At 35.8% G+C, this 14,640-nt stretch carries 11 protein-coding genes and 1 pseudogene; 7 read left to right on the top strand and 5 right to left on the bottom strand.

The genetic code is table 11. From position 1 onward, the window contains the following. Positions 1–380: 380 nt before the first annotated feature. Positions 381–2,405 carry a multicopper oxidase family protein gene (locus ACQKN2_RS06660; protein WP_427414277.1) on the top strand — a complete coding sequence of 675 codons (2,025 nt, stop codon included), beginning with the start codon at positions 381–383 and terminating at the stop codon, positions 2,403–2,405. 615 nt (positions 2,406–3,020) lie between these two features. Here the strand turns inward: ACQKN2_RS06660 and ACQKN2_RS06665 are convergent. From ACQKN2_RS06665 to ACQKN2_RS06685, 5 genes and pseudogenes are all read right to left on the bottom strand, one after another. Further along, entirely contained in the window at positions 3,021–6,032 is a 3,012-nt protein-coding gene (locus tag ACQKN2_RS06665; RefSeq protein ID WP_427414278.1) for an efflux RND transporter permease subunit, read from the bottom strand. A 40-nt stretch (positions 6,033–6,072) separates the two neighbouring features. Further along, positions 6,073–6,843: a MerR family transcriptional regulator gene (locus tag ACQKN2_RS06670; RefSeq protein WP_427414279.1), complete on the bottom strand. Its 771-nt coding sequence runs from the start codon at positions 6,841–6,843 to the stop codon at positions 6,073–6,075. Positions 6,844–7,043: 200 nt separating this feature from the next. Then, positions 7,044–8,308, bottom strand: a pseudogene (locus ACQKN2_RS06675) (MFS transporter). Between the two features lie 210 nt (positions 8,309–8,518). Beyond that, complete coding sequence (locus tag ACQKN2_RS06680) at positions 8,519–8,827, bottom strand: hypothetical protein (protein WP_427414280.1); 309 nt, start codon at positions 8,825–8,827, stop codon at positions 8,519–8,521. Between the two features lie 4 nt (positions 8,828–8,831). Beyond that, positions 8,832–9,338 (bottom strand): MarR family winged helix-turn-helix transcriptional regulator, encoded by a 507-nt coding sequence (locus ACQKN2_RS06685; protein ID WP_427414281.1) that lies wholly within the window; start codon positions 9,336–9,338, stop codon positions 8,832–8,834. A 413-nt stretch (positions 9,339–9,751) separates the two neighbouring features. Here ACQKN2_RS06685 and ACQKN2_RS06690 point away from each other — a divergent pair, with 413 nt between their 5' ends. The 6 genes from ACQKN2_RS06690 to ACQKN2_RS06715 all read left to right on the top strand — a co-directional run bounded on the left by ACQKN2_RS06690 (position 9,752) and on the right by ACQKN2_RS06715 (position 14,605). Continuing rightward, positions 9,752–10,126, top strand: coding sequence for a DUF2085 domain-containing protein (locus ACQKN2_RS06690; RefSeq protein ID WP_427414282.1), 375 nt, complete (start codon positions 9,752–9,754; stop codon positions 10,124–10,126). A gap of 10 nt (positions 10,127–10,136) precedes the next feature. Continuing rightward, on the top strand, positions 10,137–10,550 hold the full coding sequence (locus ACQKN2_RS06695; RefSeq protein ID WP_427414283.1) for a zinc ribbon domain-containing protein: 414 nt from the start codon (positions 10,137–10,139) through the stop codon (positions 10,548–10,550). 21 nt (positions 10,551–10,571) lie between these two features. Continuing rightward, positions 10,572–10,871: a zinc ribbon domain-containing protein gene (locus ACQKN2_RS06700; RefSeq protein ID WP_427414284.1), complete on the top strand. Its 300-nt coding sequence runs from the start codon at positions 10,572–10,574 to the stop codon at positions 10,869–10,871. 214 nt (positions 10,872–11,085) lie between these two features. Further along, the gene (locus ACQKN2_RS06705; protein WP_427414285.1) at positions 11,086–12,840 is read left to right on the top strand and encodes an ABC transporter ATP-binding protein; all 1,755 of its coding nucleotides are present in this window, start codon (positions 11,086–11,088) and stop codon (positions 12,838–12,840) included. A gap of 17 nt (positions 12,841–12,857) precedes the next feature. Further along, complete coding sequence (locus ACQKN2_RS06710) at positions 12,858–13,535, top strand: response regulator transcription factor (protein ID WP_427414329.1); 678 nt, start codon at positions 12,858–12,860, stop codon at positions 13,533–13,535. Then, positions 13,532–14,605, top strand: a complete 1,074-nt coding sequence (locus tag ACQKN2_RS06715) for a HAMP domain-containing sensor histidine kinase (RefSeq protein ID WP_427414286.1) — start codon at positions 13,532–13,534, stop codon at positions 14,603–14,605. Before ACQKN2_RS06710 ends, ACQKN2_RS06715 begins: the two co-directional genes overlap by 4 nt. Positions 14,606–14,640: the final 35 nt, after the last annotated feature.

Genomic DNA, 14,640 nt, shown 5'->3' on the forward strand with positions numbered 1-14,640 from the left:
AATATAACGTTTTCAAATGATTCGGGTAGTAATTTTTCTCTTTTTCGTTCAGCCCTAAAAAATGATAACCCTTACAATATAAAAATTCCTATTCACCATTGCAAATAGAAAGTAAAATTTTCGCTAAAAACCAACGCTAATTCACATATAACACAGTTCGCACGGCCGTCCTACTTGCTCAACTGGATTTTTTATTGAGATGTATTGTTGTCGCTCAAACACCCTTGCTTTGCTTGGAATATCAAACTCCTGCAGCGGATTAAATATCCGTATTTTATTATTCGCACAATTATCTCCATTATTGTCCTTGTTGCCCATGATTTTTACCCATATGATGAGGTAATGAGCAATTTTAAGAATTGAAAAAGGGACGTGATGTTTTGACTAAAGAAGTTAATCCTACAGATCCAGCAACAATACCAAAATTTGTGGATGAGCTGCCAAAACCGGTTACCGTTAAACCAAAATACTATAAGGGGCAACAGAGAAAAGATTATTATGAGCTTAAAATGATGCAAGCAGAGCATTGTTTCCATAAAGATTTCCCAAGATCTATTATATGGGGCTATAACGGGCTTTATCCCGGTCCAACTATTGAAGCTAAAAAAGACAAAAGCATTTATGTTCGCTATCAAAACCAATTGCCCTCAGAACACTTTTTACCAATTGATTTTACACTTCATACAGCAAACGATTCACCGGAAGTAAGAACTGTTACACATTTACATGGCGCAAATGTAGATTGGGAGAGTGACGGTCATCCCGAGGCATGGTATACACGAGATTATGCACAAACAGGTCCAAAATTCAGTAAAGAAATACATGAATATACCAATCATCAACCTGGTACAACACTGTGGTATCATGATCATGCAATGGCGCTAACTCGTTTAAATGTGTATGCGGGATTAGCGGGTTTTTATTTACTTCGGGATACACTTGAAGAGCGTTCTAACCTACCTTGTGGTGACTATGAGTACCCCATTTTAATTCAAGATAAATCGTTTAATGAAGACGGCTCTCTTTTCTATCCTGATGAACCACCTTTCCCCGTTCCCGTACATCCATCTATTACACCTGGCTTTGTCGGCAATACAATCGTCGTAAACGGTAAGGTCTGGCCTTATTTAAATGTCGAACCTCGAAAATATAGATTTCGTTTTCTCAATGGTTCCAATAGAAGAGGCTATATCATTAGCCTTTCAAATGATGAGCCAATGATACAAATCGGAACAGACGGAGGCTTTTTAACAGCTCCTCAAGAAATTCAATCTGTTGAGTTATTGCCGGCAGAACGAGCAGATGTCATTGTAGATTTTTCAAAATTTGAGGGTCAGGATATAACATTAATCAATTCTGATGAAGATTTCCTCGATGAACACACAAGAATCATCATGCAATTTAAAGTGTGTCTTCCTCTAAAGTGTGAGGATACTAGTGAAATACCCGAAAGACTCGCAGTATCAATGGATCTACATCCCCACGATGCACATATCGAGAGACACTTATCATTATCTGCTACGACAGATGATTTTGGTCGTCCAATGTTATTATTAAATAATCGAATGTATCATGACCCTGCTACTGAAAAGCCTGCACTTGATAGTATAGAGATATGGAATTTCATTAATGCGTCACCGTTTGATCACCCTATCCATCTTCATTTAATTCAATTTAAAATATTAGAACGACGCCCTTTTGATATGGAGCTATATCAAAACGAAGGTAGACTGGAATTTACAGGCCCCCCTGAAAAACCACATGTCTATGAGCAAGGTTGGAAGGATACTGTTAGAGCGGAAGCTGGGAAGGTTACGAAAATTATTATGCATTGGAAAGATCATGTCGGTCATTATATTTGGCATTGCCATTTCCTAGAACACGAAGATCATGACATGATGCGACCAATACTCGTCATGAAGGACGTTCACCCTGTGCAAGAGCAACATGCTGAAATACAGCACCATGAAAAAGAACATTCGCCAGAACAGAATCATGGCGACTCTACTATTGTAAAAAGCAATAATGAATACACTGTTCCGCTCCTTAATACTGTTCAATACATCACTCCGACAGAAGAAATAGTAGAAAACTCACATGCCTCTGTGCAAACAACTTATGTAGAAGAGGAAATAGAATATAATCCGCAAACTATTCCTCTCTTAACTAGTACCCAAAACATTGCTCGCCCTATTGAAACAGCCTATTTAGAAAATAATGTGGAATATAATCAGTTATCCAAACCACTCTTGAACAATACTCAAAATATCCCCCTTTCAAAAGTAGAACTCTCAGAACAACATATAGTTACTGATATTGAAAATATTCCTCAGCCAATCTTCTCGTCTACTGAGTTTCAACCTCGACAAAGGATATCATCTAGACGTCGGAGAAGATGGTACTAATGTTGCAATTATAAGGCTGGGACATTCGTCGAAAACTAATTGTTTTTTAATACGAATTGTAGAAAATAAAACCGCATGAAATCAACGTTTATAAATTTGATTTCATGCGGTTTATTAATTTTTATAGAGTTTTGTCTAAAGTTCTATGATTGTTTAATTCTTTTTAAATCAATTTCGCCTTAGCGTAATTGCGTCCGGATTTTGAATTGTGCTCAGGCCTGCACGAGGGCCGACACGATGTCGGTCATTTCGGTAATGCCACAGGACGTGGCGTTTTTTCCGATGCAGGTCAGTTAGCCGTTTTCGCAGGATGCAAAGGTTTTAGGCTAACATCCTTTATTCATTCCTTTCAAAATCCGTGACATCCGCCGGAGGCTTTGGGCCAACGTGATGTTGGTCACTCAGTCGTGTGTTGTTGCTGTCGCTTCGCTTTCGCACAGTTAAAACCGTGTTGCTGTCGCTTCGCTTTCGCACAGTTAAAACCGTGTTGCTGTCGCTTCGCTTTCGCACAGATAAATTGCCACAGGACGTGGCGTTCTTAGACTGAGTTCCTCTATTTCAGCGGTTGTTTGTACTCTCGCTGAAAAGCAACTTAAACCGCATTCATCTCACCATTTATAGAGGTGGGATTCTTCTACTGAATGAAGATAAACTATAAAGAATAGGTACGATAAATAATGTTAAAAAAGTAGAAGTAGATAGTCCACCTATAACTACAACAGAAAGAGACTTTGATATCATCCCAGTTTCATTCGAAATAGCCATTGGGATTAATGCACCCATTGTTGCAATAGCAGTCATCAAAATTGGGCGAATACGTATGACCCCTGCTTCAATTAAAGCTTTTTGATTGGTCATCCCACATCTTTCAAATTGCTTCACCTTATCAACTAGAACGATAGCATTCGTTACGACAATTCCATTTAGCATGAGTAAACCGATCATTGCTGGCATACCGATTGGTTCCTTCATAATATAAAGTCCAATTAATGCGCCAATAACAGAAAATGGAATAGCGAACAAGATAACAAACGGTGCTTTCCCTTCTTTGAAGGTAAAAACCATAACCAAATAAACTAAGAAAATACTTATTGCTATGGCAATCGACAAATCTTTGAAACCATCATCCATCGATGCAGATACACCTTCCTTATAATAGCTAATATTTTCAGGAAGCCGTAAGTTATTAATTACCTTATCTGCTTGGGCAATTACATCTCCTACTTTTTCATCCATAATAGTTCCATACACCATGATATATTCATGGCCATTTAGATGAGTAATTGAAGTTATATTATTAACCCTCTTCAGTTCTCCTATTTCATGAAGAAAGACAGGCATTCCCATTGCAATACTGATTTGGAGCTGTCCTAAATCTTTAAGAGATGTAACCTCATCCATTTTCAATCCTAGGTTCACTTCTCTTGTTTCCTCTTCAACCCTCATGGTCGTTACTACATCCCCACTAATGAGTGTTCGAAGGCTTTGTGCAACTATAGCTGGAGTGATTCCTTTTTCAGCAAGTTTTTTATCATCCAAATCGAAAACGATTTCTGGTACTTCTCCTTCTAAAGATGTTGTCACGTCCTCCATTCCTTGTACTTCTTTTAAAGCAGTTGTAATCTGCTCACTTGCTTTTTTAATATCTTCAAAATCCGTCCCATTTACAACTAGTGTGTATCTGCTTTCTGCCCCTCCTATAATTCCACCAATACCTGTGACGGTCATTTCCTCTGGTTCAGTTATCGTTGTTAATTGTAGTCGTACGTCATTTACATAGTCAGTCAAATTTCCAACAGAATCATTGACGACGAATGAAATCGTCGCACTTTCAGATTGACCGCCAATATTGGTATTTATAAGGTTGATGTCCTTTCGATCTAATAATATATTCTCTACTCTACTTACGACATCAGCTGTTTTCATGAAAGAAGTTCCTTTTGCCATTGTCATTTCGATTTTGAAATCATTCATTTTCTCTTGTGGCAGGAAGGTTGTCCCTAGCCTCGGTGCAATAGTGAAAATAGAGCCTATCAAAATTAATAAGGCCACGGTTAAAGTAACTAAACGATGGTGTAAAACCCATGTCAAACTGTTTCGATACCAAGTTTGAAGTCTATTTTCATGTGATTCTTTAGTAGTAATTTTTAATAAAAAGACCTTTGACAATATTGGAACAACCGTTACAGCTACAATTAATGAAATCAACAATGAAATAACAATAGTCCATGCAAGTGGCTTAAAAAAACCTCCTACAATTCCTGGCACAAAGGCAAGTGGTAAAAAAACAGCAACTGTTGTGATCGTTGAGGAAGTAATCGCAGTTGCTACTTCACTTGTAGCTTGCTCTATTAATTCTTCATTTCTTTCTTTAGAAGCTCTTACTCTTCTAAATATATTTTCAATGACGACAATTGAATCATCTACAACTCGTCCAACTGCTACAGCGATACCAGCAAGTGTCATAATATTTAATGTATATCCCATTGCCTTCAACAAAAGAAAAGATGCAAAAATTGAGACAGGGATGGAAATGACTGCAATAATAGTCGAACGAATATTTTTTAAAAATAATAAGGTGATGATGATTGTCATTAACGCCCCTAAAAATACTTCACGTAACATAGAATGGACCGATTGATTAATTTCGATGGATTGATCACGTAAAATTTCGACTTTATAATCTTCCGGAATAGCTAAATTGTTTATTACATTTTTCACTTGATCAACGATGGCTACTGCATTAGCACCACCTTCAGGAATAATGCTGAAACTTACGCCCTCTTTTCCATTAATGCGTGTCATATTGTTCGTATATTCACTTTCATATGAAACTTCAGCTATTTCGCCTAAATTCGTAGTTGTAATGTTTTGCGAATTTATTTCTTTAGTAAAAACCTTTATGTCTCTTATTTCCTCAATAGATTTTAGCTCGCTATTTATTCGCACTGGTAATACTTCATTTGATATAGAGATGTCTCCAGTCGGTATTGATAGATTATTTGCCAAAATAGCTTCTCGAACATCGTCTAAAGTAATACCATTTGACATCAATTTTTGTGGCAGAAGTCGAATAAAAATAAACTTTTCCGTTGTTCCATTGATTTCTATATCACTTATACCTTCTATTACAGTAAGTTGTGGAATTATAGTATTCTTGACAAAGGTTTGAACTTCGTCAATTTTTTCTGTAGCATATATTCCCATCGAGAAAATAATTGGATTTCCACCAGGTTTAGTTAATTCGAACCTCGGTTCCCCTGCAAATTTAGGCAACTGTAATTTATCTACACTTCTCCTTACGAGCTGCTCTGCTTCTTTCATATCCGTTGTCATTTCAAATTCAATCGTTGAAAAGACGGCATTAGCAACACCGTTCGTATAAACATTTTTTCTCCCTTCGAGTTTCATCAATTCCCTTTCCATTTGCTCCCCTATATCATTCATCGCTTGTTTAGGTGAAGCTCCTTGATAAGGGATAACTACTGTTAAATATGGAATATCAATATTCGGATATTTTTCAATATGTAAAGTTTGTAATGAATAAATTCCTCCCACAATAATAAGTGGTATTACTAATATCATTGTTAAAGCATTTTTCATACTAAAGCGGATGAACCGTTTCATATTGCACCTTCCTCAAACTATCCCTAGTAGTATTTTCTTTTCATCCCTGCTCCATTTGTATAACAGGCAACAATAAATCTAATTGAGTAAAGTCATCACCTCGATACCACTCAAGAATGGAGCGTGTCGGCACCCATTTATGTTGAAGCGCATATTGAAGTAATTTTATGTATCCATCCTTGATCGTTGTCATTTGTTCTTTAAATGGTAATGCCAGACATATACAAGAAGGCATATGTTCAATAAAATCACTTTCAGCTAGATCATGTATTTTTGTATCTGCTGGAACACCAAAGCCGATTTGAGCTTTGATTACATCTTGACCTGATAAATAATTTAAATAATAACTTTTAATACTTATATTTAATTGTTTTAATTCGTTTGCTCTTTTTTCAAAGTGCGCGCCAAATTTACCCGTTGTTGATTGAGCTGTATACCAAATGATTTTTTCATCATTTTTATCAATCAAATAGATACCATCTCGAATCGAATTACTTTCCAAGTAACGTAAGCTAATATCCAATAGGTCTCGTTTTTGTTTCATATTTTGAATCCATGTTTTCATCATTTCCTGGCGAGTCGTTTCATCCTGCTCGTGTAAATAATTTTGAATTTCCTGAATAGATACATCTGCTAATCGCAAAGTGGATATTAACTTTACTGTCGCAATTTGACTATCTGCATACACTCGATAGCCATTTGAACTTCTTTCCTCCGGTAACAGTAATTTTTTAGTTTCATAAAAGCGTAATGTGCTTTTGGCTATACCTGTTCTTTCAGAGAATTCTTGAATGGTCATAAATTTCTTCAAATCATCACACCTCTCTTAATTCCAATGTAAACCTTCAACTAACTTGAAGGTCAAGTATTATTTACCATTTTATGTAGTGAAACGGAATTATTTATCTACAAAAAAAGCCCCTTGTAAGGAGCATTTTAGGGGCTTAAAATTAAACATAATAAACGGGGATCATTATTTATTTGTATTGTATTCCCAACAATAAAAGTGAATCATTGTGCTGCCTCGCTCTTTTCAAATCGTAAAATCCTCTTTGTTACTATTGCCATCACTACCATGGCAATACTAATCATTAAAATAGGAACATAGACTTTAACACTAAATGCTTCAAATAATAAGCCATACACTATTTGCCCAATTGGTGCCATACATTGTGAAACGGCAATGATAATAGCCATGACCTTCCCTAAGTTTTCATTAGGTGTTTCTTTTTGTACAAGTGTAATAACATAAATGGAGATGATTGTCATAATATCATAGCGATTAAAAGTGCGCTCAAAACAAATAAAGTATAGGATGGATAATAGCCAATATTCAGCAGCAGAGGCGTAACCGCTATAGCCATTGGAACAATCAATAAAGCAGTAATGAAAATCCAAATATACAAATTAGTGATACCCATTTTTTTTGCAAAGTACCCCATTGATAAAGCCCCTAAAATTGTGGCAAAATCGATTAACCCCATCCCTACTCCATATAGTGTATCACTACTTAGCAATGTAACACGGAGAATAATCGGTACACCTACGACAAACAGCGGTGTTAATAATAAATTTAATAATGCCGCTAAAATCATACATTTGAAGATAAAAGATTGCTTCACAACATAGCGAAAGCCCTCTTTCAAATCATTGACAAGCGTCGGAATAATATGACCGTTCCGCTCTCGCTGTATAAATGGGATATGAATAAACATCTCTAATATGGCCGATAAGAAAAAGAACACACCGCTCACCACGACAAGTACTTTTAAGCCAATCAAACCGTACAGTATTCCTCCTAATACAGGAGCAGCTACATTAGACAATGCTTGAATACCATTAACAATTCCATTAGCTTGCTCAAGCTTTTCCTCTTCTACAAGTACTGGAATACTGGCCATCACTGCAGGTGCATACATAGCACTAACGAGGGAAAGCAATACCATCACTACACCAATAAGAAAAATCGAACTATTACCAATTGCTAGCATTGCGAAGAAAATAAACACAATTATGCTACTCATAAAATCGAAAATCACCATTAAATTGCGTCGATTAAACCTATCAGCAATGGCTCCTCCGAACGGTGCTAGTAAAATTGGAACGCTCGATATCGCAAATAGTACTGCAAAAAGATCGGCACGTCCTGTAATATCTAGTACATAAAGTGATAAGGCGAACCTTAAAAGCGCAGAACCTAAAATAGAAATAATTTGCCCAATCACCATCAGGTTAAAATCTTTTGAAAAGCCTTTTCTTTTAATCTGTGATTCCATCATTAGACCCCTTTCTTTTAGAACTATTAAAGTAACTATCATCCACGCCTATCTTGAACCAATTAGAAGGCTCTGATTTCCGCTACGGGCTACTCGCTTTCCCGCGGGAGTCGAGTAGTCCTACGCTACAATCAGTTAAAACGGGAATATATTGGCAAAATAGCAACAAAAATCCTATTATCGCTCAATAATAAGCCTATTTTTTTCTAATCAACACGCCTGAAATAAATCATTTTTTCGAATCGTAAGAAGAAGAACATTACTGAAAATACTCATAGTACTTAACCATATGAGCCACTCAATTTGCGTACTCCAAGACATCATTAGCAGCAATAGTCCCACGATAATAGATACATAATTTCCAGTGCGACTAATTTTTGATTTCCGACGAAATTTTTCCTTAACGTCATAGGCAGATTTCTTTATTTTATGTTTCATTAGATATACTTTTTCTTTTAACTTCTGTTCAGTCTCTTTTGCCTTTTGATGATAAAAAAACGATTTATCCCCTTTAATCATGACGTTATTCATCTCCATATCGTCGTTTTAATAACTCCGTTAAAACTCTCTCTTGGAAGCCTGAAATCTGTTCTGGTTTCTCTACCTCTATATTTACCGTCTCTTCATACCCATCTAGTTCCTCACCGTCAAAACGATAGAGTTTTTGCAATAGCGTCCACAATGTTTCAATTTCCTCTGTTGTAAAGTCTTTAAAGATGTCTGCTAAAAAGTAAGTTGACTTCTCCGAACAAGCAATTAAAGCTATTTTTCCCTCTGAAGTAATCTCGACATTGATCGATCTTTTGTCTAATTTACTTGGTATCGTTTGGACATATCCTTTTTTCACAAGACTCGTTATTAACTTATTCGCAGTTTGCTTAGTCGTACCAAGCTTTTTAGCTATATTTACAAGTGTTGTATTTTCTTCTGGTAAATGGGCAATAGCAATTAGAGCCATATGCTGTCTAGAAGTTAATACCTCTAAATATTCATCTCCTCTTATTTGAACCTTATTTACAACTGAAAACAAAGTCGCATAACTTTGCTACATAAAATGCAATTCCTTCAATAAAAGATTAAAATCCATATGTAGCACCTCTCTATTTAGTCACCATGTTTACCAAATGAAACATAACGATTTTTAAAAAGTCAACATGGTGACTTTTCTATTTTATAAATAGAATGAGATACAGCACTCTATAGACCGACTGTCGATTTATAGCATTAAATGCTATCCCTCCAAAAAAAGGAACTTATTTTAAACTTCTTCTTTAAAAGCTAGAACATTCCCCATAGGAATAAATACCTATTCATTTAATCATTTTATATTAAATTATGTAAAAATTAATTTTTATCATTGAAGGTACTACCAATATTACTTTTTTTAGTATATTATATTCGTTGTTTCCTTTTATTGAAAAACTTGATTAAATAGGTGATTTCGTGAATCGATATTTTCAATTTTTGTTCCTTTGCCATAGATTACCAAGCCGATCTTTTTTTTACAGAGGTGTTCAATTTCCGATTTGCGCACGTTGCACAGGAATTTGTATTGGATATGTGATTGGCATTATATTGGCGTTATTTAAAGTTTTACCTTTTTTTTATGCTCTTATTTTAACAATTCCTATGATTATAGACGGATCGGGACAATTATTTAATAAATGGCTTAGTACAAACTATCGGCGATTAGTAACAGGAATACTAGGTGGAATAGGCATTGTTTTTATGTTTTTATACGCCGCTCTCTTATTTTGGAGTTTAACTATTTATCTCTATAAAAAAGGGGAATATATTGGTTCATTAATTTTTAACTAAGGAGACTAAAATGTTTTGTACATACTGTGCATCCAATCTATTAGAGAATGCAGAAATTTGCCCAAATTGCGGCGTTAGAAAATTCAAAGTACTTAATTACTGCCATAATTGCGGCTATGAAATAAATCCTTTTCAAGATATGTGTACTTCATGCGGTATTATTTTAAGAAAATCTCCAAAGGGTACTCATCCACTAGCTCCTGCATTACTTACATTTCTAATACCCGGTGTAGGCCAAATCATTAATAATCAAGTGGGTAAGGGATTTCTTTGCTTATTTATATTTATAATGATTTCTGTTTATATTTTAAATAATTTAATAATTGGATTCATAATTGTTGGTTTACCTATTTTAATTGATGCTTATTTAATCGGGAAAAAATGCTATGAAAGAAAAGCAGTAGGAAAATGGGAATTTTTTTAATTTTAGGAGGTTTTATTTAATATGTTTTGTCCACACTGTAGTGAAGAAATTGCGGCACAAGCAGAAATTTGTCCAAAATGTGGTGTTCGTGTACATAATACATACCAAGAGGATAAACCTAATATAGCTATTAATATCCTTTCCTTTTGTTGTATACCGCTCTTAGGGATTATTATGTACTTTGTATGGAAAGATGATAAGCCTAAAGCCGCTAAATCCGCTTTAATATGGGCGCTGATTTCAGTCGGTATATATGTAGTATTGATGTTCTTATTTGGAGTACTAGGGTTTGTACTTGGTTCTATCGACGAGTATAATTAAAAAAGAGGCTGGGACTTAGCAAGTCGAAACTTTTAAAAGCGCGGGAAATCAATTTTAAACATTGATTTCTCGCGTTTTTCTGATGTGGAGTTTATGTTCCTGCTACCTATCCTCATTACCTCCTCATTTCATATTCAGTTCATAATGTCATGTTATAGTAAGAAACATAAAGGATTCATATTTTAGTTGAAGAAAATGAAGGGAGATTTTAACGTTGCAAGAGACTTTAAAAGATACTACTAAAACGAAGGATTGGCGACGTTTTATTCGCTTAGTCAAACAGGCTGAGCCACCGATGTGGCTTTTAATTATTTCATTAATTATGAGTTTAGCGACTACAGGCGTTGGCTTTATCGTTCCATTATTTACAAAAAAATTAGTCGATGGCTTTTCATTAGAATCACTTGATTATTGGCAAATTATTATATTAGGTATTGCTTTTATCGTGCAAGCTATCGCGAGTGGACTTTCCATCTATTATTTAAATCGTGTCGGACATCATGTTGTCGCGAAATTACGAGATCAGCTTTGGAGAAAGCTACTTCATTTACCTATCCCTTATTATGATGAGAACGATACAGGTGAAACATTAAGTCGTGTTACGAATGACACAGCTGTCGTTAAGGAGCTCATTACAGAACACCTTGCAAACTGTGTATCTGGTGTTATTTCCATTATTGGCTCCATCATCATTCTACTAATCTTAGATTGGAAAATGACATTAGTGATGCTAATTGCTGTTCCGCTTGCTATGGTTATTTTAATGCTTCTAGGAAGACGTATGTTTGTCATTTCGAAAGGAATGCAAGATGAGACAGCCAAATTTACATCTGTGCTCAATCAAGTTTTACCTGAAACACGATTAGTAAAAGCTTCAAATGCTGAGAATATTGAATATGAGCGTGGCAAGAAAGGAATTACCAACCTCTTTACGTTTGGCTTAAGAGAAGCTAAAATCCATGCTCTTATTTCGCCACTCATTTCGTTTGTCTTAATGTCAGTCCTTGTGGCCATTATTGGTTATGGAGGTGTTAGAGTTTCTTCAGGAGAGCTTACAGCTGGCGACATGGTGGCATTTATTTTATATTTAATCCAAATCATCATGCCGATGACCCAATTAACGATGTTCTTTACACAGCTTCAAAAAGCAATGGGTGCTACAGAGCGAATCAGTGCATTACTTGAACATGAGGAAGAAGATATTTTCGAAGGAAAAACATTAGAAAAAGTGAATCAGCCGATTCATGTAAAAAACGTTTACTTTGCTTATGGTGAAGAACCGATTTTATCGAATATTAATTTTACCATTGAACCTGGTCAAGTTACGGCTATCGTAGGACCTAGTGGCGGAGGAAAAACAACTACCTTTTCTCTATTAGAAAGATACTATCAGCCTACTAACGGAAGTATCACACTCGGAGACACGCCTATCGACACGTACTCCCTACATTCTTGGAGAAGCCAAATCGGCTATGTTGCCCAGGAAAGTGCACTGCTGTCTGGTTCGATTCGTGAAAATATTTGCTACGGCATTGACAGAGAAGTGCAGGATGAAGAGCTTGAAAGAGTTGCCAAAATGGCCTATGCCGATCAATTTATTAATGAACTACCTGAGCAATTTGATACAGAAGTTGGAGAACGTGGCATTAAGCTTTCTGGCGGTCAGCGACAAAGAATCTCCATCGCCAGAGCACTTTTACGCGACCCTCAAATATTAATGCTAGATGAAGCAACATCTAGTCTAGATAGTAACTCGGAAATTTATGTTCAAAAAGCATTGGATAATTTAATGCAAGGTAGAACAACGCTTGTCATTGCACACCGCCTTTCAACAGTAGTAGATGCAGATCAAATCCTTTTTGTAGAGAAAGGACATATTACAGGCAGTGGCACACATGATACTTTATTTGAGACGCATGATATGTACCGAGAATTTGCCAAACAACAATTACGTATAAAAAAGGAATAACGAAGGGATTTGTTAGCATAACAAAACTATTAGTTGTAGATGATGATGCGCATATTCGAGAATTAATTAAGGTATTTTTACAAAATGAAGGTTTAGAGGTAATTGAAGCTACGGACGGTGTAGATGCACTGTCCAAATTGGATTCTGATAAGGTGGATATGATTATTATGGATATCATGATGCCAAATATGGATGGCTGGGAACTATGCGAAGAAATACGTTCATTTAATGATAATCTACCCATCTTAATGTTAACCGCAAAGGGAGAAACTTCACAAAAGGTAAAGGGCTTTCATCTTGGAACAGATGATTATCTTGTTAAACCATTTGAGCCAGCAGAGCTGATCGTTCGTGTGAAATCAATTCTTAAAAGATACCGTATTTCCCTATCTCAGCTTGTGGAAGCTGGCACTATTAAGTTAAATCGAAATACACATGAAGTCTTGTATAATGGCAAATCTTTAACACTTCGTTTAAAGGAATTTGAACTATTATTTACATTAGCAAGCTATGCTGGAAAAACTTTTTCACGTGAACAGTTAATCGAAGAAATTTGGGGGTACGACTATGAAGGTGATGAACGTACAGTCGATGTTCATATTAAAAGACTTCGTCAACGTTTCCCTCAAGAAACAAGTGGATTTGTTATTCGTACAATTCGCGGCCTAGGCTATCGACTGGAACTTGTTTCATGAGAAGATTAAAAAATAGTTTAAAACTTTTTTTAATTTTAATGCTTCTTCTTACCATTAGCATCGTATTTACTTTTATCTCCTACCACATAACGTCCTGGCTTTATGATTGGTTAGGCAAACATCCACAAGGTTTCTGGCTTCAATTCTGGACCGTAGTTGGTGTTTTTATTCTCTTTGCATGCACTGTTATTATCACCTTTTTAATTGGGCTAAAAAAACAACGGAACTATTGGAATACGATTGTAGATGCATTAAGTCGTATTGCTAAAGGTGATTTTACTGTCAAGTTAGATCTTAAAGCAGATGATGAAGATCAATTTGGTCAATTAATACATGGCATCAACCATATGGCAGTCGAATTAGGTGAAATAGAAAGAATGCGCCAAGAATTTATCTCGAATGTATCGCATGAAATTCAGTCACCTCTAACCTCTATTAACGGCTTTGCTAAAGCATTGAAAAACATAGACCTCCCAGAGGATAAGCGACAGCATTATTTAGCAATCATTGAGATGGAAAGTAATCGACTATCAAAAATTAGTGACAATTTACTAAAGCTTACGTCGTTAGAATCACAACATCACCCCTTCGAGCCAAGGCATTACCGGCTCGATAAGCAATTGCGCAATGTAGTGCTAGCACTTGAACCAAATTGGCTAGCTAAAAATATTGAGATGGATCTTCAATTAGAAAACATTTCAGTAAATGCTGATGAGGACTTAATGAATCAAGTATGGATGAATTTACTAAGCAACAGTATTAAATTCTCGCCAGCTTCTGGCATTATTACAATATCTATGACGAAACAAATAGATACGATCACTATAGCTATTCATGATAATGGTATTGGTTTAACGACGGAACAACAAAATCATGTATTCGAACGATTTTATAAGGCAGACCAATCGAGGACAGCTGAGAATGGCGGAAGTGGCTTAGGACTATCTATTGTGAAGAAAATCGTCGATATGCATAAAGGCACAATTACTGTTGAAAGCAAGCTTGCTGAATTCACAACGTTTTTTTTAACATTGCCACTAGAAACCAATATGACTCGTGCAAACGAATAGGAGATTCTTTCTTCGTCTGCACGAGTATATTAGGC

Source organism: Lysinibacillus sp. NPDC093688 (assembly GCF_050280145.1).
Lineage (GTDB): Bacteria > Bacillota > Bacilli > Bacillales_A > Planococcaceae > Lysinibacillus > Lysinibacillus xylanilyticus_B.